Source organism: Ktedonobacter sp. SOSP1-52 (assembly GCF_016587395.1).
On sequence record NZ_BNJH01000003.1, the window covers coordinates 1,621,720 to 1,644,150 of the forward strand.

Genomic DNA, 22,431 nt, shown 5'->3' on the forward strand with positions numbered 1-22,431 from the left:
TCTCTCCCTAAGTGCGTTTGTGAGCTATCCTTACTTTCCTCTAGACCGCGCTGCTGCTTGGGCTGGCTTGCGTTTTGCGCATCAGCAGGCGGCCAGCAAGATTGCAGTAGCCGAGTGGGTTCGCGTGGACAGGATCCTCAGGGCGCGAGAGGTGTGGAATGCGCTGCTTCAAGAAGTTATAGAAGTAGTACACGCCTCCACCGATATTGAGTACTGGTTTGAAGCTGGCGGCGACGGCATCGCGGTCGCTCTGACCCCAGGCTGCGGCGACGAAGGAAGCGATTTCGCTCCCAACCTGCGACACCCCTTCTTTGACCAGGCGCTCAAGCTCAAATTTGCTGATGGCTGTGCCATACGAGGACACCTCTGGATAGGGCTTCTCTCCCTGTGCGGCGTAGGCATGCATGAGTTCACGCGCTTCAAGCAGCGAGAGCGGGCGATCATATTTGTTTTCAAAGGCATCCATGACCATCTGCGTGGCGCGCTCGACTCCCAGGGGTTTACCTTTGCAGTACTCGGTGACAGGCACCTGGCCACGAGCGACGTAGAGATCGGTTGTGCGACCGCCGATGTCGATAACGGCGCTCTCTGTACGATTGCTTCCTTTGTCGCCATAGGCAATAAGGGCGCCTGCGCCCTCCATAACCACGGTTGCGACTTCGACGGTGACCCGGCGCATTGTCTGGCTGCCATTGAGAGTAAAGATGTAGGTGCCGTCAAGGGCGGCTTTAATGGCGCTGCGCAGAGCCGAGTTTTTGATATAGGTTTCGGCGGGCAGGCCCGTGACAACGTAGATACCGAATTCGGTATCTGGAATTAGCGTTGCCGCGATGGTCAGCAGGCCACGCAGGCTATATTTTCCGGAGTAGCGCTGGATATCGCCGCGTCCATGATAGACGTCAATCGATTGTTCGAGCGCGAGGTCGCCCAGCGCGTAGGCGCTTTCCTCTTCATAGAATTGAATGATATGGACGTTGGATTGATCGAGTTTAATACCAAGGTTGCGCATCGCGGTTGTATCAACCTTGGAGAATGCGGTAGGAAGGCTAAGTGATTGGATTTTTCCGTTAATAACGGTCACGCCACCTATCTCTGCGTTGCCGAAATCATGACCATAGGGATACCATTTCATCGAAATAGAGTCCTTCTTTACTTGGTTAATATCAGTATGTGCAAATTATTGAGTCCAGTCCTCAATACTTAAACGGTTTAGCCTCAAGTTAGTATCGTCACCTGAGGTAATCGGCTGAAAGAGGTTTCTCTTTAATGAGGCAATTGAAGCAGGACGAGAACGCTTCTTATCGCCGTCTCCTCTCCTCATTGTACTGGTCTAATCTATTGACGGGCAATCGTTTACTATAAACTCAAGTGAGGGTCATTTTTGCGTCGAATGTGAGTGTGGGGCGTCTATGATGTAAGCATGGCAGCCCGCTACAGCCTATTCGTTTGCCTGAGTACTATGATAGAAGAAGATTAGAGCGATAAATTGAAACGCGTTTAGTATGACCCATTTGGGGGGTGTGATGGCTAAGGATCATTTGCAAGAGACGTGTCTGACCTCAAAGAACTATTTGCCTATTGAAGATTATGGCATGATTGGGGATCTGCATACTGTGGCTCTTATTGGCAAAAATGGCTCGATCGATTGGTGCTGCCTGCCTCGCTTCGATTCGCCAAGTGTCTTTGGGCGTTTGCTTGATGTCAATAAGGGTGGCTTCTTTCGTATAGCACCGCCCGAATTCATTATTGCGGGCCATCGGCAGCTCTATTGGCCAGAGACAAATATCCTGATTACGCGTTTCCTCACAAACGATGGCGTCGGCCAAATTACGGATTTTATGCCAGTGTATCCCGCTCAACGCCTTGGATATCAGCACCAGATCATCCGTATAGTAAAGGTTGTGCGCGGTTCGCTGGCCTTTTGCATGGAGTGCCGACCAGCCTTCAATTACGCGCGCGAGGCTCACGAATTGCAGCTCTCTGAAAGTGGAGCGTTGTTTCAGAGCAGTGAACTGGCCCTGGCACTTGACGCGAGTGTGCCCCTTGAGGCGGATGATTATGGTGGCGTTCATGCCTCGTTTACGCTCCAGGAAGGCGAATCGGCCTACTTCTCCATGGAGTGTGTGACCGAGGGGGAGCTGGTTATTCACTACTATCCCCAGTATTACGAAGATGCGTTTTTGAAGACACGCGCGTACTGGCAGAACTGGTTGTCACAGTGCCAGTACCTGGGGCGCTGGCGCGAGGTGGTACGGCGTTCAGCGCTTGTGCTCAAACTCCTGACCTATGCGCCAACGGGGGCCATTGTCGCCGCGCCCACCACCAGCCTGCCCGAGACGATTGGTGGCGCGCGCAATTGGGATTATCGCTTTACCTGGTTGCGCGATGCGGCATTTACACTCTATAGTCTGCTCTTACTTGGTTTCTCCCAGGAGGCTGAGGCCTTTATGGGATGGTTGAACGCTCGTTGTCATGAGATAGAGGAGGATGGTGGTCTACAACCCATATACGGCATTGATGGCAGTCATGACCTCTCTGAACATACCCTGGACCACCTGGAGGGGTACCTGGGGAGCCGCCCCGTGCGTATTGGCAATGGTGCGTATAATCAAAAACAGCTCGACATCTATGGTGAGCTGATGGACGCCATCTACATTTATAATCGCTACGAGGACATTTCCTATGATCTCTGGCAGAACTTGCGTCGCCTGCTTGGCTGGTTGACTCTGCACTGGCATGAGCCTGATGAGGGGATTTGGGAGGTGCGAGGGGGTCCCAAACCCTTCGTCCATTCGCGTCTGATGAGCTGGGTGGCCTTTGACCGTGCCATTCGCCTGACACGTCATCGTGGCTGGTATGCCCCCCTTGAGGAATGGCTGCGCACAAGCGGCATCATTTATGAAGAGATTATGCGCAAAGGCTGGAGCGACAAGAAAGAGAGCTTTGTACAGTACTATGGGAGCGAGGCTGTGGATGCCAGTGCCCTGCTCATCTCGATTACTAAGTTTCTGGGAGCGACCGATCCGCGCATGTTAAGCACGGTGGAGTGCATCAAACGCGAGCTAAGTCGTGACTCTCTCGTGTATCGCTATCATCCCGAGCAGGCTGCTGATGACGGCTTACGCAGTCAAGAGGGCGTGTTTAGCCCCTGTAGCTTCTGGCTGGCTGAGGCGCTGGCAAACGCGGGCCAGTTGGAAGAGGCGCGCCTGATCCTGGAGAATGTGTTTACCTATGCCAATCACCTTGGATTGTACGCAGAAGAGATTGGCCCCACGGGCGAGGCGCTGGGAAATTATCCGCAAGCCTTTACCCACCTCTCACTGATTACCGCCTGCCACACGGTTGACCAGGCGCTCAATAATCCGATGATGCGTTATCGCAGTCGTGAATTTAACCTGTTCTCACCAGGCAGGGGCTAAAAAGCTTTACAGGATAAAAGAAGAGTGGTCTGCGGGCGTATACGTCCGCAGACCACTCTTCTTTTATCCTGCCCATCGGAAGCTGTGCTCTTGCGTCGAAAATCATCTTTGATGCGTGTGGAACTGAGAGGGATTGTAGTGGGGGTCCTACAATCGTTACTTTTGTAGGTGTAAAGGTGTGAAGATTGTATAATAGAGCAGAAGGGTTCCTCTCCTGGCAGGAAGAGATAATCGCTGGCCGAGTGTGCTTTTAGCTGTATCTGCGAAAGGAATCATTGTTTGCTTGCTCCCTGCCTTTCTTGTCTTCTACGAAAAGAGTAGAGGGTACTTCATGCGCTTTCGCTTTTTCATAGTTTTTAGTGTCGGATGAGAGCGGCTTCATTTTTAGACCTCATGAGGAGGAAAATCGATGTATTGTCCCAAGTGTCGTGTTGACAGCATGACTGAGGATACATTTTGTCGTCAGTGTGGGAATGAGCTGGTAGAAACATCCAGAAGTATGGTCACAACACATCAGGTGAGTCTGCCCGCGGTATTATATAATCCGCAGGTCTCTAAAAGTGTTGCTGCTGGTGTGGGGGCTATCGCGCTTGGTGTAGGTATTGAGTTGTTGCGCCGTAATCTTCTGGCACGTCTGGCGCCTTCGCCCCGCATGGTTGCGAGTACTTTACCCTCAGTAAAGAACATTAAAGATGTGTTGATGCCCCAGAACGAGAAGACTACGAAGCTCCCCAAGGGCTATGAAGTCCAGGAGACCGTCGTATATATGCAACGGGTCATTCGGCGGGCGCGCTAGCCTGGAACCATATATGGCCTTCTAGGCTGGTATACTCACCAGGAGTAGGGCGTGTTGGTGTGCGGTGCGAGCGAATGCTCGCACCGCACACCAACACGCCCTACTCCTGAGCGCCGCAGGCGCGAAAGGGGCAAGAAGCTTGCCTTTCTTCCCTGAGCACTGTATGTTATAGTTGCATCATGTTTTGAGGGAGAAAAAATTCGTGCAGGCACAACGATCACGTTCTGAGCGTGTTTTTTTATTTTGGCGCCGGCTAGCTGCTTGTGTGATGGGGAGCGTCGTCTTGCTCTCCCTGCTTGCGGCCTGTGGCTCTGGCGCGGGCGCTCTGGGGGGAGGCGACTGGCAGCAGAGTAGCCTGCGCCAGCCTGAGATACGGGCACTTGTGGCGCAACCAGATGACCCTAATACCCTGTATGCTGGCAACAGCCAGGGGCAGATATTTTATAGTACCGATGGTGGTAATAAGTGGAGCAGCACCAGCCCGGAAGTGCTCCAGGGAAGCGCAATTCAGGCATTTACCTTTGACAGCGCGGGGAAGAAATTGTACGCGGCAACAGAGCATGGCCTCTTTGTTAGTTCGGCACCTACGCAGCAGTGGCAGACGCTTGTGAATGCATCAACACATCTGCCCTCGACCAGTTATACCACCATCGCTGTCGACGAGGTGCGCTCTAATCATCTCTATGCTGGCACAGTTGACCAGGGAGTCTTCATAAGTAGCGATAATGGCACTACCTGGAAGCAGGCGAACTCGGGCCTGCCAGGTCACGTGGCGATCAAGCAACTGGTGTATGATCCTGCGACGCATCGACTCTGGGCCGTGAGTGCTGGGGGCCTCTATCGCTCCGATGACCGGGGCGAGAACTGGCAGGCGGTGTCGACGAGCCTACCGGCGACGACCGAGCTAAATGTAGTCATGCCCGCCTCCGTTGGCGGGGGACGCCAGGGATTGATCTACCTGGGAACCTCGAAGGGAACCTTTCTCTCACAAGATAATGGCCTGCATTGGATAAGTGGAAAATCGCCTCTGCCAGGGCTACAGATTTACAGTATCCTGGTTGATTTTCGCCAGCAAACGAATACGGTCCCGGTCTATGTTGGTAGCAGTATCGGGCCGCTACGCAGCGATGACGAGGGACAAAGCTGGCGCAGCATTGCCAGCGGCTGGCCCCGGAAGATCCCTGCCTATACTATGATCCTGGGAGCTAGCGACTATGCTCGTTTATATGTCGCTGGTCGCGATGCTCTTTATCAGTATCCTGGTACGAGCACAGGCTTCTCGGCTGATCGGTTGCTCCCGTTTGTAATCGTAATTGCGTTCTTTGGCCTGCTCTACTGGCTCCTTCAACGTGGACGAAGGCGTGGTTTGCGGAGCAGGGAATCGGAGCACGAGAGCGGGGCGACACAGAAGGATTAAGCATATCATCCAGCAAAGAAGATGAGGTGTGAGAGGGCGTTGCGCCCTCTACGGATGATGTGTGCCCAGGAAGGCAACGGCGAGATAGAGGAGATAGAGGAGGACGCAGATCAGAACAATCGAGCCATAGCAGGTGAGTGACCAGGCACGCTTGGTATTGAGGGCCTGACGCAACTGCTCACCCATGTCAGGTGGATCTAGCTCCAGGTCGGGATGTAGCTCTTGCAGGTGAGGGAGGAAGGCGCGAAAATCTTTGGCATTACTCATGCCCTCCGCTAAAATAATGGTCTCTCCATCCGTCAGGTCGGCCATAAGAACCAGCTTGGAGGGGGTTGGATCACCGGGCGTCAGAATCAGGCGCTTGAGCTCCTCCAGGGGTAGGCGTATTTCATGGCCTTCCTCTAGCGAGGTAACGACCAGTTCATCCTTATAGAGCTGTATTTCTTTGCCCATGCCATAGCGTACGGCACTGATGGGGTACTTTTTGACTACTTCATTATCGCTCATGCGTACTTCTTCTCTCTGAGATAAGAGTGGTCTATCGACTAAGATTGTACAGCATATTGATATGAGCGTCGAGAGTGGAGGACCTGCTACTGATAGGGGAGCCTGATAAGGCTTTGCGAGGGGAAGCGGGTTTTCTTGACAGAAAGCGCATTTGAATTTACAATCAAGAGAGAATATCAGAGCAAGCAGCCAGGCGCCTTTGCCCCTAGAGGTAAGAGGCGTGTGAGGTGTATAGACGACAGCGTCTCACCTCTAGGCGCGTTCCTGCCATCCCGTGAACGGAGATGGGCCTCCAGAACGGAGTTTCGGTGAAAGTTGCGGTGTTATGGCCCAAGTAGGTTTGCTGGAAGATAATGTACGCATAGCACGCCTGTGTGCAACCATGCTGCAATATGCAGGTCATCAGGTGACGATCTATGACCATGCTCTCGAATGTCTGCAAGCGTTACTCCCCCCAACAGAGATCTCTTCCCAAGCCACTTCCTTGCAGCCTCCCATTTTGCCGGTCGATGTACTGATTCTTGATCTGCATCTGCCAGATGTTGATGGTTTAGATGTGCTACGCCGCTTACAGGCGCATCCCCTCACACAACGCCTCCCGTTGATCTTTTGCACCGCGGCTGCGCTCTCCGAAGTTGAACTGGCCCTGACGATTGCTCCTCATGCCAGTGTGATTGAGAAGCCTTTCACCTTTAAGGATCTAACTTCGGCAGTCATTAATGTGTTGCCTTCCGCTACCAAGTAGGGATGGGTGAGCATCATACATCTCCTCTTCAACACCAGTGGTTCTTCACCCGGGTAGAAGGAATGTAGACACCTATGGTCCTTCGCCCGGGTAAAGAGGTTGGTGGCGGGCAGAGCCCGCCACCAACCTCTTTACCCGGGCGAGCCACGTAATGGCGAGCAGTCGCATCGCTCAGGCAAGAGACTCCAGGTAGGCATGCACCGCCTGGGCGTTAGGCAGGCCGAGGGTGTGAAGCGCGATGGCGCGAGCCTGCTCTGTATCTAACTGGCGTAGACGTTGTTTGACGAGCGGGACAAAGCTGGCTGTCATGCTAAACTCGTCCAGTCCCAGGCCAAGGAGAACCACTGCCGCCAGGGGATTTCCAGCCAGCTCGCCACAGAGGCCAACCCATTTCCCATGCGTATGGGCGGCGTCGATAACCATGCGGATGAAGCGCAAGACCGCTGGATGGAGGGCATCAGCGAGGTGAGCCACGGCGGAGTTGGTGCGGTCGGCTGCCATCACATATTGAGTGAGATCGTTGGTGCCAATGCTAAAGAAATCGACATGTGGTGCAATGACATCAGCCATCACGGCGGCCGCAGGCACTTCAATCATGATGCCGATTTCAACCTGTTGCGCGTACCGGGTGTTTTGCGCACTGAGAGTGGCCTGAGCCTGCTGGACCTGTGCTCGCAGGGCCGCGACCTCTTCCAGGCTGCTTACCATGGGGAACATGATTTTGAGATTGTGGCCCTCACCAGCTCTGAGCAGCGCGCGGAGTTGCGCTTGCAGGAGGTCGTTATGTTCCAGGGCCAGGCGTGCACCACGGATGCCTAGAAATGGGTTCATCTCTTTGCTCATGTGCAGGTATGTGGCGGGTTTGTCGCCGCCGATATCAAATGTACGCACGACAACGGGGCGTTGATCCATCGCCTGGAGAATGGAGCGATAGATCGCGTATTGCTCGTCCTCGTCGGGGGCGGCCTCACGCTCCATGAAGAGAAATTCTGTGCGCAGAAGACCGACACCATCGGCTCCCTGGCGCAGGGCTTCGGCAACCTGCTCCGGCGTGCCAATGTTCGCGACGACCTCTATCGTGTGCCCATCGCGCGTTGTTGCGGGCTGGTGCGCATCCTGGAATGCATCCTGGCGCGCCTGGGTCAGGGCCTGGATTTCTTGCTGGTAGGTTGCAAGGGTGACTTTATCTGGATCGAGGATAATTTCTCCACTCGCCCCATTCACAATGGCCCGTTGCCCATCATGGAGGTTTTCAATGGCCTTCCCAAGCCCGGTGATGGCTGGAATGCCAAGCGCTTTCGCCAGAATGGCCACGTGGGAGGTTGGACCACCTTCGGCGATACAGAAGGCGCGTATCTTCTCGTTTTCAAATTGAATAGTCTGGGAGGGCGTGAGATCCTGAGCGACAATGATCGCGGGCTCGGAGAGCGCCAGTTTCTGCTCCTCGACACCTTGTAAGATCCGCAAGACACGTTGGGCAACATCTTGCAAGTCCGTAGCGCGGGCGGCGAGATATTCATCATCAATGGCCCGTAATTCGGCGACGGCCTGTTGCATGCTCTCTTGCCAGGCGTAGGCAGCGCTTACCTGTTGTTGCTGTAGCATACTGTCTACCTGGTCAAGTAGTTCTGGATCGTCGAGAAACATTTCGTGAGCTTCAAAAATAGCGGCCTCGCCTGCGCCAACGTTGTGCTGCGCCTGCGTTGCGAGCGCCTGAATTTCTTGCCTGGCCTGAGCAAGGGCCTCCTCCAGGCGCGCTTTTTCTCTCGCGGGATCGGTGCTTGTGCTGTGGGCGACATTCAGGGTCGCCTCCGCATAGTGATGAAGGTGTCCGATGGCGATACCAGGAGAGGCTCCGACGCCTCGCAAGGTGGTGGTGGGCATGCCTATCTACTCCGTCTCCTGAAAGTTTTGCTTGATCAGTTCGCAAAGCGCTTTGACGGCGGCCTGTTCATCATCGCCCTCAGCGGTAATACGCAACTGGTCATTCATCTGAATGCTGGCCGAAAGAAGGCGGAGCATGCTCTTCGCATTGACCGGCTGACTCCCCTTGGTTATATTCTCAATAGAGATGGCCGAGGCGTATTGTGCGGCCCTTTTGGCAAAGAGGGCCGCTGGGCGTGCATGCAGCCCAACTTCATGTTGAATGATAACTTCCTGTGATGTAGCCAAAGGTATCTCCCTTTCCGGTATGCTCTACTCTCAAAGATGGGGGTAACGTTTTGGGTTGCTCCTGTTACCTTTCTGAAGAACGGTTGTGAAGGTGGGCTTATTCGTCTTCGTCAGCAGGCTGACCACTGAGGCGAATGACCCCTTCGCGTGCGGTTTGAACCGCAAGGCTGGCTAACTCTTGCAGCGTCGAATTCTCGCGCTGGGTAAGCATCTCCAGGAGCATAGGTAGATTGGTGCCACAAATGACCTCTGTGTCGCTCTTGGCCAGGTGCAGCCCGATATTGGCCGGACTCCCGCCGAGAATATCTACAAGGACGAGTGCTCCTCCCTGGTCTCCAACTTGCAGGAGCGCGGCCTCTATTTCATGACGCAACGTGGCAAGATCCGCCTGAGGAGGCATGCCAATCGCGATCAGTCGCTCCTGAGGACCAATAATCATCTCCGCTGCATTTTTGAGACCTTCCGCCAGTGTGCCATGCGACACAAGGACAATCCCAATCAAGTGTTTCCCTCTCTTTGATGCAAGCAAGGAGACACCAGGTGTGGTCGTGTAGGTGTCTCAAGGTACTGCCTCTTCGGAAACCTGAGCGCGTGAGCGCTAGCCACGAGAGTGGCGTTGGTTTCCGTCTAAGAAGGTAGTGAACGTTGAACGAATAGCCAGGAATAGAATACTAATCTAGACTTCCAGGACAAAAAGCACATCTTGCCCAGCTTTAACAGGCCCCTGGGTATGCTGTGTGACTGTTCCCGCACCCGAAGAGACGACGGGGCTGATGACGGATTTGCCCAGGCGCTCGATGGTAGCCCGATTGAAGCGTACAATCGGCGTTCCAGCCTCAACGTGCTGCCCCTCGGTGGCGATATTCTCAAAGCCCTCACCGCCCAATTCAATTGTGTCCAGGCCAATGTGGACGATCAGTTCCACTCCTTCGGGAGTGGCGATACCAAAGGCATGGCCGCCCGGGAAGAGCTTGATCAGGTCGCCGCTCACGGGTGCGACCGCGACCGCACCTTCTGGCGCGATGGCGACGCCGTCTCCGGCCATCTTCTGCGCGAAGACTTCATCGGGAACGGTTTCCAGGGCGACGGCTGTGCCATCAATGGGTGCTAAAATGGGAATGCGTGCCATTATGTTCCTTCCATCCAGGTAAAATGTAAAAAACCAGGTATGCTAGCCGTATGAGTAGCCAGTCTATACAATGACCGGCTACTCATACGGCATCAGGCGTTAAGCATTTTCTTCGACAGTGGTCTTCTCTTTAATAATGCGGCCCATACGAGCAGCGATGCGATCCGACTGGGTTCCCATCACTACCTGTACAACTTTACCGCGTTTGACAACCCCAGAGGCGCCAAGGCTCTTCAAGCGAGGCTCGTCAATCGAATCAGGCTCGTTGATGAAGAGGCGCAGGCGTGTGATGCACCCCTCAACGCTCTGGATGTTCTCTTTGCCACCCAGGGCATCAACGACGTTGCGCGCCAGGACTGTATCTTTGTCTTCCTCAGCCGTGGTCGCCGTTGCGGCGGCAACAGTGCCTGGTTTGGGGCCGCGCTGGCTCTCGGGAGAATCCAGTCCGCGCTCAGGCCGGTGGATTCTTCGCCGCGTCCAGGTGTCCCCAGGTTGAAGCGCTTGATGCAGAAGCTAAAGACAAAGTAGTAGACGACGCCGTAGATGAGACCGATGAGCAAGAGTAACAGCGGGTTGGTCGTATTCGACTTGTTAAAATTCAGGGCATAGTCGATAAAGCCAGCTGAGAAACCGAAGCCGATTTTAATGTTGAGCAGGGTACAGATGGCTAGCGCGGTTCCTGTGAGCAAGGCATGGATGACGAAGAGAACTGGCGCGACAAACAGGAACGCGAACTCGATAGGCTCTGTGATACCGGTCAGGAACGAGGCGAAAGCGGCGGAGAGCAGGATACCAGCCGCGACCTTCGGGTATTTCGCCTGGCGAATCATGGCCAGACAGGCGCCTGGTAGACCGAACATCATCATGGGGAAGAAGCCAGCCATGAAGTTACCGGCGGTGGGATCGCCCGCGAAGTAGCGGTTCAGATCTCCATGAACCACGCCAGTCGCACCATTGTATGTGCCGAGCTGGAACCAGACATACGAGTTCAGCACGTGATGCAGACCAACGGGGATCAGCAAACGGTTCAAAAAGCCATAAATACCAGTGCCGATAGGACCAAGGGAGACGATGCCCAGGCCCACACTATTGATGCCCTGCTGGATAGGGGGCCAGATATAGCCCAGGACAATACCCAGAATAAGCATTGTGAAGGCGGTAATGATGGGGACAAAGCGACGTCCGCCGAAGAATGCCAGGTAATCAGGGAGACGGATATCATGGAAACGTTTATACAGCCCGGCTGTGATGAGTCCAACCATAATACCAGAGAGGACGCCCATATTAATGCTGGGATCGGGCTTGCCATCGACCTGAGGGATAACGGTATTGAAGACTGCAGTAAAGACCAGGAAGCCTACCAGGCCTGCGAGAGCGGCTGCGCCCTCACCACCAGCAAGACCGATGGCGATGCCGATAGCAAAAATTATTGGTAGGTTGCTGAAGACCGCATTGCCTGCTGCCGCCAGCCAGGGACCAAAGACATGGCTCCCGATAGCCACCATCCAGGGTAATTGTACGAAGTCGTCCTGTCCAAAGCGCAGCAGCAGGGCGGCGGCTGGCAGAACGGCGATAGGTAGCATAAGCGAGCGGCCAATACTTTGTGCGCCGCCTAAAATACGGTCCCATCCGCTCGATTGAGAGGATGTGGAGACAGCTGAATTGCCAATACTCATGTGTTGTGCTCCTCTTTCCTTGCGAGTCTGGCGTAATGAAAAGTCGCTTGTATGAAGGGGACCTTTCTCTACGCATTCCATTGCGCGTGAACCTCTGATCCGAACACCCTGAGCGCGAAGCGCTAGACACATACGTGGCGTTGGGTTTCGGAATAAGATTGAAGTCGAAAAATGAGAAAACGAGTGCTGTTGTGATACAAACATTGTATCGAAAGGACGAACGTTGTCTTTGTGGATTCACCTCCTTTTGCGTCTATGGTGCTCCATTGGCATAGACTTTTCTTATTGGCCACATGCGCGTGAAAAACGAACAAAATGTGCTATCAGAACCTCTTGCTCGGGTTGAGTGACAGGGAAAGAGCTCAACCCTTGGGTGTACCAGCTCCATGGCCCTGGCGTGTCTGTTGACCGAAAAAGAAGGACGATTTGCTGGTATTGCTACTATCGCGCTTCTCAACGGGAAATTGAATCTCAGTGATATAAGACTCAAAATCCCCTTCGCGTTGCAGACAGACCTTGCGGCAATGGCCGGTAATGGTGTAGTCATTGACCTGGAGCCACATGCCCAATGCCTGGTAGGCCTCCATCATGGTATCGGGACTGCCGTGATGGAGGAGTGTTGCCATGGTATTGACTCCCGGAAGCTCGCGTACCGTGATTTTTCCACCGCTCTGCTCCACAATGTTGCCAACGGAGGAACTATGCACGGGAACAGCGATCTCAATGCCACTGGTATCATCTTCGTGATAGCCACCATCTTGTTCGATATAGAGAAGATGATCGACCTGCTTTACGCCCTGGCGTTGAAGAAAGTCAAGCATCTCGTTCGCAAGTTGATGTCGTTGTGTGCTATTTGCCACAACCTTTCGGCTTGAAGCGACGATTTGAGGTTTAATCTTTTTGATGGCCACTTCGTGAGTAGGTTTCGCATCATCCATCTCAATCTGTTTGAGACGAGATTCGACACGTGCCAGCCGTTCTTGTTCTGCCTGGACACGTTGCTGGAGTTCGATTTGTTTGAGTCGGAGCATGCCACGTATTTGCGCAGGAGGAACCTCTTCGTCCAGGAGCTGGACGATTTGCGAGAGCTCAAATCCCAGGTCTTTAAAGGCCAAAATACGGTTCAGACGGGGTAATTGGTCAATCGAGTAGTAGCGATACCCCGTTGTGGGATCGACCTGTACTGGTTTGAGCAGCCCAATTTCATCATAGTAGCGAAGTGTGCGCATGGACACCTGACTCAACTTTGAGAAATCGCTAATTTTGAACAAGGCTTGCGTTCCTCTTTCTCTTGCAGAATCTCCAGGGATAGGTAGAACTCGTCATCGCGTTCTTGCTGAAGTTATTACTAAGCATAAACTTTACCGTGACGTGAAAGTCAAGTCTTCTTCAGACGAATTTTTCTCTTGAGAGAAATGTAGCAGAAAAATAGTAAGCGAACTATCGTGTAGAGAGAAATGTAGCAGAAAAATAGTAAGCGAACTATCGTGTAGTAGGTAGTGTGGCATGCTCTCGTAGCCTCAGGCTACGAGAGCATGCCACACTACCTACTACACAACTAGCGCCGCAGGCGCGAGGAGTCAAGTCAAAAAAGAGCCAGGAGAGAGGATATGCTTTCTCTCTCCTGGCTCTGTCTCGCGCCTAGAGTCTTGCTTGAAGCAGCTCTAGGAGCGAGATTTAGCGCTCACGTGTGTTGGTGTTGCGCGGGGACTGTTTCTGGGAACCCGATGTCAACTGCTGACAGGTGTCCATCAGGTTTTGTGCGGCCTGCTCGGGAGTGATGCCGGCCGCTTGAGCAGCAGTGATAATATCGCTTTGGGTGATATTGCGGCTATCACCATGATTGTCATTCACTTTGCCGCAACCACAGCTAACGCACATAGTAGATGCTCCTTATGCTGACTGACAACGGTAAGAAAAAAGTCTCTCTCAGTGAACCCGTTACGGGCCAGTGCTGGCTAAACGCGAGCGTAGGCCTCTTGCACCACACGATCAATCGTGTAATGAAGTTTTTGCGCGTAGAGAGCCGTCTTCTCACCGGTGAACCAGGCAGCTTCGCGAGCAGCCTGAAGTTGGCGGCTATCGTTAGGAAGACCACGCGCAATCGGGGTGCGTGGAGTCAGGCGATCATAGTTTTCGCGCAGGCTGAAGCGCTGCTGTACGGGTGATGTACCCAGATCAACATAGCCACCATCGACGCCAAGCTGGCGGAACTGCCAGTAGTGTCCATCATTGGCGTTGAACCAGGTGATATAGCCACCGGGGAGTACCTGACGGGGTTCAGTAATGGCGCCGGTGTAGCTATAGCGCTCGCCGTTTGCGCGCACAGGCTCATAGTAGTGAGGTGTGCAGAAGTCGGAGACGAGGATGTCATTGACGGTGTAGGCCAGTTCCGCGCCCTGACAGGGATCGCAGATGCCAAGGAGGTACTGAACGCGACCATGCTCTCTCTTCAAAGAGGGGCCGGCAACCAGGCGATTCCCATAAGGATCGGCCAGCATCTCCAGGCACTCATGACTGGCGCTGAGTGACCAGCTATTGGAGTACTGGACGAGTGCGTAGGGCTGACCCTGCTCATCGAGGTGGAAGCCGAGCGCGTGATCAGGAACATTGGCGCGAACGATGATGGGCCAGTAACCCAGGGGCACATCCTCCAGGCGGCTGAAGGCATCAACGGTTCCATAGATATTCCAGATGGGGGCAAAATCGCGGGTTACCTGCTTTTGGAGTGCCGCGGCGACGCGAGTCAGTTCTGGCATGCTAATGGCATCGATCTCCGACACCAGGGCAATGTGTGAAAACATCATAGTATCTTTTTCTCCTGAATACTGTATCTGGCAGGAAATATGTTCCGTAAAAAGGAAGCGAGTGGCCAGTTGGCCCGCGCTCTCTTTTTGTTTCTACACCCAACGTACCCCTGGCGAAGCAAACACGCATTTGCAAAAGAGAACTCAAGAATGAGAGCGATAGAGTGGCATATAGAAAGAAGCCTTTCTTTCTGGCTTACCTAATCTTTAGCTTTTTCTGCTCGCTATAATGGCAATGGGAAAGAGCACCATGCAAGGAAAAAGGAGTGAAATAGTTATGTCGCAATGTGAACAATGTGGCAATGAGTATGACAAGGCCTTTGAGGTTAACATGTCCGGAAAGAGGCATGTGTTTGATAGCTTTGAGTGCGCCATCGCAGCTCTAGCGCCTACCTGTCAGCACTGTGGCTGCCGGATTGTGGGGCATGGAGTAGAGACGCATGGCTCGATGTATTGCTGCGCCCACTGCGCGCGCAAGGCGGGCGCGCAGGACATGCGTGACCGCGACGCTTAAGCAAACACAGATACTATTTTGATATTGCTTATAGCCAAGTAGAGAGGGAAGCTGAATCCTATAAGTTTTAGCTGTATAGGGGGCTTCCCTCTTTTATTACAAGAAAAAGGAGAACAGCAGGGTTCCAATCCATTCTTTCTCAACTTTAAATTGACAAATATTTTTCTCGCAGTTACACTTTCGTTAATTACGAAATTAATGTATTGGCCATAATGTGTTGGCCGAAAAAACTCAATGCTTGAAAGAGGGGTTAAGGATGACCAGGATTGCTGCGCTGCGCTGTGAATATGCCCAGAATCCACTCGGTATCGATTGTGTGTATCCCCGTTTCTACTGGCGTCTGGAGGCCTCCCAACGTGGGACTCGCCAGAGCGCCTATCAAATTCTTGTTGCGTCTAGCCCCGAGGCATTAGCGAAGCGAACCTCGTTGCTCTGGGATAGCGGCAAGGTGCTTTCGGAGCATTCAACCCATATTGCATATGCAGGCCTCTCTCTCCAATCACGACAACGGGTCTGGTGGCAGGTGCGTATCTGGGATGAGCAGGGCCAGGTAAGTGATTATAGCGAGCCTGCATGGTGGGAGATGGGCCTATTGCAGCGTGATGATTGGCGTGGTCAATGGATGGTTGTACCAGAGCCAGAGCAAGCTGCTACCCATTTTTCTCCACACCTTGCACAGCAGTCAGGGGTGCTGGCGGAAGAGATTGAGCGCTGGCACCACATCCAGGCTGAATTTGACGAGAAGGCTCGCCCCTGTCCGCTGGTGCGCAAGGAGTTTCGGGTTGGCGCCGGACTCAAACAGGCGCGCCTCTATGCGACTGCGCGCGGCCTCTATCTCCTCTCGCTCAATGGGCAGCGTGTTGGTGATGACTATTTCCGCCCTGGTTGGACCGACTATCATCAGCGCTTACAGTACCAGACCTATGATGTGACTTCGCTCCTTGTGCCGGGCGAGAACGCCCTAGGCGTTATTCTGGGGGATGGCTGGTATCGTGGGGTCATGAGCTGGCTAGGCCAACGCAATTTTTATGGTCAGTCGGTGCAAGCCCTGGTGCAGCTTGAACTGGAGTATAGTGATGGCTCGCGTGAAGTCGTTGCCTCAGACGAATCCTGGAAAACGGCGACCGGGGCCTTGCAGTACTCAGATATGTTGATGGGCGAGGCCTATGATGCACGCCTGGAGCAGCCTGGATGGGACCAGGCTGGCTTTGATGAGGCGCACTGGCAAGCAGTCACTATTCAGCCTCTGGATGCGACCTTACTCGTGGCACAGTATGGACCGGGTGTCCAGAAGGTAGCTGAGTTAACGCCGCAGCAGATTCGCGAACTACAACCCGGCACCTATCTTGTCGATCTGGGGCAGAACATGGTTGGCTGGATGCGGCTACGCGTGACGGGGCCAGCCGGGACAACGGTGCAACTGCGTTTCGGCGAGATGCTGCAAGCTGATGGGACGCTCTATATCGAGAACCTGCGCACGGCGCGAGCGACGGATCTCTACACACTCAAAGGCGAGGGTGAAGAGGTGTATGAGCCACATTTTACCTTCCACGGCTTCCGCTATGTCGAGGTTACGGGCTATCCCGGTCAACTCACCAATGAGCATATTACTGGTATTGTTGTACAGACCCCGACGCCGCCAACAGGTTCCCTCCTGAGTTCAAACGCTATGCTTAATCAGCTTGTGCATAATATCGAGTGGGGGCAACGCGGCAACTTTTTAGAGGTCCCAACGGATTGTCCCCAGCGCGATGAGCGCCTGGGCTGGATGGGTGATGCCCAGATCTTCGCGCGGACCGCGACCTATAATGCAGATGTGGCCGCGTTCTTTACCAGGTGGCTGAGCGATGTGGCGGATGCCCAATCTCCCGAGGGCTGGCTGCCGAATATCGTCCCCAGCATCATTGATCCCAAGGCTGGCGCTCCGGCCTGGTCAGATGCCGGCATTATCGTTCCCTGGACGCTGTACCTGGCCTATGGCGATACTCGCCTGCTTGCACGCCAGTACACGTCGATGACGCGCTGGCTGGAGTTCCTGGTCGAGGCCAATCCCGATGGGCGCTGGCGCAAACGACGCAATGGCGGGGGTGAGGGGCAATGGGACTTTGGTGACTGGCTTTCTATCGAGGCTGAGACACCAAAGGACGTCATTGCCGATGCCTTTTTTGCGCACAGTGCCGCTCTCCTGGCAAAGATCGCACGTGTCCTGGGGCGCGAAGACGACGCAATGCGTTACGATAAACTCTTTGCGCGCATCCAGACTGCGTTCCAGACCTCGCATATCACGCCAAGCGGGCGGGTCGCGGGCGAAACGCAGACTGGCTATGTTCTGGCTCTGCGCTTCGGTCTTATGCCCGAGGCTCTGCGCCCTATAGCCACACAACACCTGGTTGAGGATATCCAGCGTCGAGGCGGCCATCTCTCGACTGGCTTTGTAGGCGTTGCGCATCTCCTGCCAGCGTTGACCGAGAATGGGCGCGTTGATGTTGCCTACCAACTCCTGCTTAAGGACACTTTTCCCTCCTGGGGCTACTCTATTCGGCATGGCGCGACCACCATCTGGGAGCGTTGGGATGGCTGGACGGCTGAAAAGGGCTTTCAGACCCCGCTGATGAATTCGTTCAACCATTACTCCTTTGGTTCGGTGGGCGAGTGGCTCTATCGCTATGCGGCGGGTATTGAAACCCAGGAGATGCCTGAGCCCGCCTTCAAGCAGAGTATATTGCGCCCCTTCCCGGACCCCTCTTTGCAACGCCTGCGCGCCGTCTATGATTCGATTCATGGCCGCATCGTAAGCGCCTGGGCCTATGAGGAGTCAACCTTTACCTGGCAGATTGAGCTACCGCCCAATACCACAGCAACGGTCTATGTTCCAGCCGCTCCAGGAGCGCTCATCAATGGCCAGGAGGTCCAGGCGCTTCGGGAAGAGGGTATTACCTTTGTACGACGCGAGGAGCATGCTGCTGTCTACACAGTGCAAGCAGGTCATTACCAGTTCACGGTTAGTATGTAGATAGAAAGCGACATTGTGGCAGCAATACTCTGGCAAGGGAGAATGAGGCGCTCAGCGTGACGCTCTTATAGGCAACACAGCAGGCCTTGCACTGGCACAAGCGGGCGCATTAGCCTGAATTTCTTTTCCTGAAGAGGCGTATTGTGGCATACTACAACGTATAGCACAGTGGTTTAAAGCGAAGAGAGGAGATGTTATGGAAGACCCACAGAAGCGTATATCGTTTATGGGAGCCAACTATGTCGCTCAGCAGGTTGGCTATCATATGACGCAGGGTTGGGGCGAGGGCGATAGCTCCACCAATGCTTATTTCCGGCCCATTGAGACCTTCGCGCAGCGTTTCGAAGCCTTACTACTCGCTATTCGAGGGATGGGCTTTTCGCTGATGGATCTCTGGATGGCCCAGTTAAACTGGTCGTGGGCTACCCCTGAGCATGTCACCATCGCGCGTGATCTGCTCCAGCGTTATGATGTTCGCATCGTCAGCCTGGCGGGATACTTTGGCGCGACTAGGCGCGAGTTTGAGGCTGCTTGCAGCCTGGCGCGGAACCTGGATGTCTCAATTCTTGGCGGCTCGACTGGTTTGCTGGCCGATGATCGTGCCTTGACGGTTGCCATTCTCAAGCAGTATGGCGTCCGTTTAGGGATCGAGAATCATCCGGCGGAGAAGACCGCTCAGGATATGCTCGACCTCATTGGTGATGGCGGAGATGGCTTTATCGGAACCGCGGTTGATACCGGCTGGTACGCCACTAATGGCTATGATGCCGTACGCGCCTTTGAGGAGCTCTATCCTCATCTTATCTATGTGCATCTCAAAGATGTGCTAGCGCCTGGTGCTCACGACACCTGCCGCTATGGTCAGGGCTGCGTTGATATCCCCAAGTGTGTAGAGACGCTGGAGCGCCTGGGCTACCAGGGGATCTACAGTATCGAACACGAGCCAGAGCAATTTGACCCGACCGAAGATTGCATCGCCATGCGTGAAATGCTATTGAAGTGGCTCACACAAGCGTAGTTGGCTATGGACTGAACTGGGTAGGCAAAGGGAAGTGTGCCTACCTTTCCTCTCGATTTAAAAAGGAATAAACACTATGGAGAAAAAGCCGTTTCGTATAGCTGTCGTTGGTTGTGGAAATATTGCTGGCGCCTATGCCAAAACCCTGGAGCCTTATTCTCATATTCAATTATTGGGTGCGACTGATGTGGATCTCACGCGTGCGGAAGCCTATGTCTCGACCTATGGTGGCCAGGTCTACGCCTCGTTAGATGAGCTACTGGCGGATGAAGATGTGGACCTGGTAGTCAATTTGACCATTCACCATGCCCATGTCGAAGTGATCCGCAAGTGTCTGCTTGCTGGAAAGCACGTCTATAGCGAGAAGCCCCTGGCGCTGGATGGGCAGGATGCCTGGGAATTGGTCAAGCTGGCTGAGCAGCAGGGCAAACGTCTAAGCTGTGCGCCGATGACGATTCTCGGAGAGGCGCAGCAGACTGCTTGGAAGCTTATTCGCGAAGGAGCCCTGGGAACGGTACGTCTGGCGTATGCCGAGGTTAATTGGGGGCGTATTGAGTCCTGGCACCCGGCGCCGGGTCCCTTCTACGAGGTGGGTGCGCTCTTCGACGTAGGCGTGTATCCACTCACGATCCTGACTTCGATCTTTGGTCCGGCGCGGCAAGTGACCGCTTTTGGCAAGGTGCTCTATCCAGATCGGGTGACGAAGGAGAATGTGCCTTTCCATATTAGTACGCCTGACTTTGCGGTGGCGGCCATCGAATTTGCCTCGGGCGCAGTTGCTCGCCTGACGACCAATTTTTATGTCGGCCATCATAGTCCTCAGAAAGGCATCGAGTTCCACGGCGATAAGGGTTCCTGCTTCCTGAATGACTGGCAAAATTTCTCAGGGAAGGTCGAGTTCACCGAGTTTGGGGGTAGCTACCAGCCGGTACCTTATGTGAAAGAGTCATTCCAGGGAACCGAGTGGGCGCGTGGTGTTGTTGAACTGGCCGAGGCTATTGAGGAGGACCGGCCTGCGCGCATCACCGGGGCCCAGGCCGCCCATGTCGTCGATATCCTCTGTGCCATTCAAACCTCCTTTGGTGAAGGTCACCCAGTTGCCATCGCTTCGGAGTTTGCGCCGCCTGCCCCCATGGACTGGGCGCGCTAGTTTACATAAGAAGGAGACCTGGCGGATGCCAATGTCCAAACGGTGTATTCCCTATACTCCACGTTCGCGCGAGCTAGCAGATAGCGTTATTGCGCTGGTGAGTACTGCGGGCGTGCACCTGCGCGAGCAAGAACTCTACAATGTGGATGGGGACAACACCTGGCGCCTTCTTCCTGGCGATGTCAGCGCGAACCAGCTCATGGTGACTCATAGCCATTATGATCACCAGGACGCGGACCAAGATATTAATTGTGTGTTCCCTATTGATCGTTTACGCGAACTGGCTGCTGAGGGGATCATTGGGGGCGTCAACGATAAACATCTTGGCTTTATGGGCTATACTCAGAACTTTCGTGACCTGTATGAGCGCGTGGCGCCAGAGATGGCGAAGCTTATTTCTCGCTCAAAGGCCGACGCTGTTGTGCTCACTGCTGGCTGCCCACTCTGTCATCGCGTGGCGGCGGCGTTAGCGCGTGAGATAGAGATGACGGGCCTACCCACCGTCTTTATCAGCGTCGCGCCAGATCAGACGAAGCAGGCTGGTCCTCCGCGTGTCCTGGCCCCACAGCATTTTAAGCTTGGCAATAGCCTGGGAGGGCCTGGTCAGCGGGACCTGCAACGTCAGGTTTTGTTGGATGCCCTACGCCGTCTGGAAGCGCGCGAGGAGCCAGGTCGCTTCTGGGAGCTCGAGTATCCCGCGTATGATAGCAGTCAGTGGCAGCCTATTGACCTGCAGGAAGCATAAGCCGGTTATAAAGCAACAATGTATAAAAAATTTCCAGGGGGCAGGCCTGCGGTAGGACTTCATTAACTGGTGAAAGTGGGAGAGACTTGCAAACATCAGGCTCCATTGACAAGATATGGATATGCAAAAGACCATATTTCCCTCAATGGAGCCGTCGAAACAATTCTGCCCCAATTCGACGTGTTGCGCAAGAGGGCAAATCGGGGCAGGTACCATCGTCATTCATGACCGCAAGCGGCAGCGCTATCGCTGTACGCGTTGCCGTAAGACCTTCAGTGCTCGAAAGGGAACCATGTTGGAGGGGCTGCGTAAGCCAACTGAGCTGGTCGTCATCGTGGTGACGCTGCTCTCGTACGGATGTCCCCTTCAAGCCATTGTTCATGCCTTTGGCCTGGATGAACGAACCGTGGCCAGCTGGCGAGATCGGGCCGGAATGCATTGCCAACGCGTGCATCAGGATGTTGTAGAAACGGCACAGCTGGATCTGCAACACGTGCAGGCGGATGAGATTCGTGTCAAAGGTTCCAACATGGTGGCGTGGATGGGTCTAGCGATGATGGTCAAGACGCGCCTGTGGCTGGCCGGGACCGTCTCACTCACCCGTGATCGGGCTCTGGCTGATCGGCTCTTGCAACAGGTACGACGCTGTGGGCAGTCCCTGAAAGCGCTGCTGGTCTTGACCGACGGCTGGTCGGCGTACCCAGGCAGTATCAAGCGAGCCTTTCGTGAAAAGGTCAAAGAAACACCGGGACGAGGACGCGCTCGCTTGTGCCTCTGGCCAGAGTTGCATATTGGGACCGTCATCAAGCGAACGCAGAAGAAACGCGTCGTCGAGGTCACACGCACCATGTCACATGGCTCACAAGAGGAAGCCGAGAGGCTCTTGCAGCAGTCGAGAGGAGGCAACGTGCTCAACACCGCCTTCATTGAACGCTTGAATGCCACCATGCGTCAGCGGTTTGCCACCTTGACGCGCAAATGTCGTCAGGGCGCTCACCGCCTACGTCCGTTGGAGACGGGAATGTACCTGCTTGGCACCACCTACAATTTCTGCTGGGAGCACCACGAGATTTCCAAGCCGACGCACGAGGGCAGAGTCGTGACGCCGGCGATGGCAGCTGGGTTGACCGATCACCTCTGGAGTGTGAGTGAGCTCTTGCACTACCAAGTCGCGCCTCCTGCATGGGTTGAGCCCAAGCGACGAGGACGACGAAGGAAAGACGCTCAGCCGTCTGTTCCAACAATGAAGCAGCCGTCAAATCGAGCCCTCGTTCGGCTGCGCAAGGGGGCCTTGTGCTCAACCACCGGTTAGTGATATTGTTG

19 protein-coding genes and 1 pseudogene are annotated in these 22,431 nt (G+C 54.4%); 10 read left to right on the top strand and 10 right to left on the bottom strand.

Features of this window, described 5'->3' with window-relative positions; translation table 11 throughout:
* Positions 1 to 40: 40 nt before the first annotated feature.
* Positions 41 to 1,132, bottom strand: coding sequence for a ParM/StbA family protein (locus JMJ16_RS32355; protein ID WP_201388315.1), 1,092 nt, complete (start codon positions 1,130 to 1,132; stop codon positions 41 to 43).
* A gap of 391 nt (positions 1,133 to 1,523) precedes the next feature.
* On the opposite strand from JMJ16_RS32355, the gene JMJ16_RS32360 reads away from it, so the two are divergent.
* The 3 genes from JMJ16_RS32360 to JMJ16_RS32370 all read left to right on the top strand — a co-directional run bounded on the left by JMJ16_RS32360 (position 1,524) and on the right by JMJ16_RS32370 (position 5,632).
* A complete protein-coding gene (locus tag JMJ16_RS32360) occupies positions 1,524 to 3,419 on the top strand; it encodes a glycoside hydrolase family 15 protein (RefSeq protein ID WP_201388317.1) in 1,896 nt (631 codons plus the stop codon).
* 499 nt (positions 3,420 to 3,918) lie between these two features.
* Positions 3,919 to 4,215: a hypothetical protein gene (locus JMJ16_RS32365; RefSeq protein ID WP_201378268.1), complete on the top strand. Its 297-nt coding sequence runs from the start codon at positions 3,919 to 3,921 to the stop codon at positions 4,213 to 4,215.
* A 202-nt stretch (positions 4,216 to 4,417) separates the two neighbouring features.
* The gene (locus JMJ16_RS32370) at positions 4,418 to 5,632 is read left to right on the top strand and encodes a hypothetical protein (RefSeq protein WP_201388319.1); all 1,215 of its coding nucleotides are present in this window, start codon (positions 4,418 to 4,420) and stop codon (positions 5,630 to 5,632) included.
* Positions 5,633 to 5,680: 48 nt separating this feature from the next.
* On the opposite strand, the gene JMJ16_RS32375 is transcribed toward JMJ16_RS32370, so the two are convergent.
* Positions 5,681 to 6,139: a hypothetical protein gene (locus JMJ16_RS32375; RefSeq protein WP_201378264.1), complete on the bottom strand. Its 459-nt coding sequence runs from the start codon at positions 6,137 to 6,139 to the stop codon at positions 5,681 to 5,683.
* Between the two features lie 325 nt (positions 6,140 to 6,464).
* Here JMJ16_RS32375 and JMJ16_RS32380 point away from each other — a divergent pair, with 325 nt between their 5' ends.
* Positions 6,465 to 6,884 carry a response regulator gene (locus JMJ16_RS32380; protein WP_201388321.1) on the top strand — a complete coding sequence of 140 codons (420 nt, stop codon included), beginning with the start codon at positions 6,465 to 6,467 and terminating at the stop codon, positions 6,882 to 6,884.
* 171 nt (positions 6,885 to 7,055) lie between these two features.
* Here JMJ16_RS32380 and ptsP read toward each other — a convergent pair whose 3' ends face one another.
* From ptsP to JMJ16_RS32420, 8 genes and pseudogenes are all read right to left on the bottom strand, one after another.
* Positions 7,056 to 8,768, bottom strand: a complete 1,713-nt coding sequence (gene ptsP, locus JMJ16_RS32385; RefSeq protein ID WP_201388323.1) for a phosphoenolpyruvate--protein phosphotransferase — start codon at positions 8,766 to 8,768, stop codon at positions 7,056 to 7,058.
* A 6-nt stretch (positions 8,769 to 8,774) separates the two neighbouring features.
* Positions 8,775 to 9,056 (bottom strand): HPr family phosphocarrier protein, encoded by a 282-nt coding sequence (locus JMJ16_RS32390; protein WP_201372201.1) that lies wholly within the window; start codon positions 9,054 to 9,056, stop codon positions 8,775 to 8,777.
* A gap of 97 nt (positions 9,057 to 9,153) precedes the next feature.
* Positions 9,154 to 9,558, bottom strand: a complete 405-nt coding sequence (locus JMJ16_RS32395) for a PTS sugar transporter subunit IIA (protein WP_201378254.1) — start codon at positions 9,556 to 9,558, stop codon at positions 9,154 to 9,156.
* Positions 9,559 to 9,732: 174 nt separating this feature from the next.
* The gene (locus JMJ16_RS32400; protein WP_201388325.1) at positions 9,733 to 10,185 is read right to left on the bottom strand and encodes a PTS glucose transporter subunit IIA; all 453 of its coding nucleotides are present in this window, start codon (positions 10,183 to 10,185) and stop codon (positions 9,733 to 9,735) included.
* A gap of 99 nt (positions 10,186 to 10,284) precedes the next feature.
* A pseudogene (gene nagE / locus JMJ16_RS57365) lies at positions 10,285 to 11,861 on the bottom strand (N-acetylglucosamine-specific PTS transporter subunit IIBC).
* A 362-nt stretch (positions 11,862 to 12,223) separates the two neighbouring features.
* Positions 12,224 to 13,132, bottom strand: a complete 909-nt coding sequence (locus JMJ16_RS32410) for a MerR family transcriptional regulator (protein WP_201388327.1) — start codon at positions 13,130 to 13,132, stop codon at positions 12,224 to 12,226.
* Positions 13,133 to 13,538: 406 nt separating this feature from the next.
* Positions 13,539 to 13,742: a hypothetical protein gene (locus tag JMJ16_RS32415; protein WP_201388329.1), complete on the bottom strand. Its 204-nt coding sequence runs from the start codon at positions 13,740 to 13,742 to the stop codon at positions 13,539 to 13,541.
* Positions 13,743 to 13,819: 77 nt separating this feature from the next.
* On the bottom strand, positions 13,820 to 14,668 hold the full coding sequence (locus JMJ16_RS32420; RefSeq protein ID WP_201388331.1) for a hypothetical protein: 849 nt from the start codon (positions 14,666 to 14,668) through the stop codon (positions 13,820 to 13,822).
* Between the two features lie 277 nt (positions 14,669 to 14,945).
* Here JMJ16_RS32420 and JMJ16_RS32425 point away from each other — a divergent pair, with 277 nt between their 5' ends.
* From JMJ16_RS32425 to JMJ16_RS32450, 6 genes are all read left to right on the top strand, one after another.
* Positions 14,946 to 15,182, top strand: coding sequence for a hypothetical protein (locus tag JMJ16_RS32425; RefSeq protein WP_007904316.1), 237 nt, complete (start codon positions 14,946 to 14,948; stop codon positions 15,180 to 15,182).
* Positions 15,183 to 15,438: 256 nt separating this feature from the next.
* Positions 15,439 to 18,195, top strand: coding sequence for an alpha-L-rhamnosidase (locus JMJ16_RS32430; protein WP_201388333.1), 2,757 nt, complete (start codon positions 15,439 to 15,441; stop codon positions 18,193 to 18,195).
* 196 nt (positions 18,196 to 18,391) lie between these two features.
* On the top strand, positions 18,392 to 19,213 hold the full coding sequence (locus JMJ16_RS32435; RefSeq protein WP_201388335.1) for a sugar phosphate isomerase/epimerase: 822 nt from the start codon (positions 18,392 to 18,394) through the stop codon (positions 19,211 to 19,213).
* A gap of 76 nt (positions 19,214 to 19,289) precedes the next feature.
* Positions 19,290 to 20,363 carry a Gfo/Idh/MocA family protein gene (locus JMJ16_RS32440; protein WP_201372210.1) on the top strand — a complete coding sequence of 358 codons (1,074 nt, stop codon included), beginning with the start codon at positions 19,290 to 19,292 and terminating at the stop codon, positions 20,361 to 20,363.
* Positions 20,364 to 20,388: 25 nt separating this feature from the next.
* Positions 20,389 to 21,108 carry a glycine/sarcosine/betaine reductase selenoprotein B family protein gene (locus JMJ16_RS32445; protein WP_201388337.1) on the top strand — a complete coding sequence of 240 codons (720 nt, stop codon included), beginning with the start codon at positions 20,389 to 20,391 and terminating at the stop codon, positions 21,106 to 21,108.
* A 121-nt stretch (positions 21,109 to 21,229) separates the two neighbouring features.
* Positions 21,230 to 22,420: a hypothetical protein gene (locus JMJ16_RS32450; RefSeq protein WP_236601765.1), complete on the top strand. Its 1,191-nt coding sequence runs from the start codon at positions 21,230 to 21,232 to the stop codon at positions 22,418 to 22,420.
* Positions 22,421 to 22,431 lie beyond the last annotated feature (11 nt).

Bases quoted from the DNA above. Each gene is read 5' to 3' on its own strand.
- JMJ16_RS32400 (WP_201388325.1), bottom strand. From the start codon at position 10,185: ATGGCACGCATTCCCATTTTAGCACCCATTGATGGCACAGCCGTCGCC.
- JMJ16_RS32415 (WP_201388329.1), bottom strand. From the start codon at position 13,742: ATGTGCGTTAGCTGTGGTTGCGGCAAAGTGAATGACAATCATGGTGAT.
- JMJ16_RS32380 (WP_201388321.1), top strand. From the start codon at position 6,465: ATGGCCCAAGTAGGTTTGCTGGAAGATAATGTACGCATAGCACGCCTG.
- JMJ16_RS32430 (WP_201388333.1), top strand. From the start codon at position 15,439: ATGACCAGGATTGCTGCGCTGCGCTGTGAATATGCCCAGAATCCACTC.
- JMJ16_RS32435 (WP_201388335.1), top strand. From the start codon at position 18,392: ATGGAAGACCCACAGAAGCGTATATCGTTTATGGGAGCCAACTATGTC.
- JMJ16_RS32425 (WP_007904316.1), top strand. From the start codon at position 14,946: ATGTCGCAATGTGAACAATGTGGCAATGAGTATGACAAGGCCTTTGAG.
- JMJ16_RS32445 (WP_201388337.1), top strand. From the start codon at position 20,389: ATGCCAATGTCCAAACGGTGTATTCCCTATACTCCACGTTCGCGCGAG.
- ptsP (WP_201388323.1), bottom strand. From the start codon at position 8,768: ATGCCCACCACCACCTTGCGAGGCGTCGGAGCCTCTCCTGGTATCGCC.
- JMJ16_RS32375 (WP_201378264.1), bottom strand. From the start codon at position 6,139: ATGAGCGATAATGAAGTAGTCAAAAAGTACCCCATCAGTGCCGTACGC.
- JMJ16_RS32360 (WP_201388317.1), top strand. From the start codon at position 1,524: ATGGCTAAGGATCATTTGCAAGAGACGTGTCTGACCTCAAAGAACTAT.
- JMJ16_RS32450 (WP_236601765.1), top strand. From the start codon at position 21,230: ATGCAAAAGACCATATTTCCCTCAATGGAGCCGTCGAAACAATTCTGC.
- JMJ16_RS32440 (WP_201372210.1), top strand. From the start codon at position 19,290: ATGGAGAAAAAGCCGTTTCGTATAGCTGTCGTTGGTTGTGGAAATATT.
- JMJ16_RS32355 (WP_201388315.1), bottom strand. From the start codon at position 1,132: ATGAAATGGTATCCCTATGGTCATGATTTCGGCAACGCAGAGATAGGT.
- JMJ16_RS32365 (WP_201378268.1), top strand. From the start codon at position 3,919: ATGGTCACAACACATCAGGTGAGTCTGCCCGCGGTATTATATAATCCG.
- JMJ16_RS32420 (WP_201388331.1), bottom strand. From the start codon at position 14,668: ATGATGTTTTCACACATTGCCCTGGTGTCGGAGATCGATGCCATTAGC.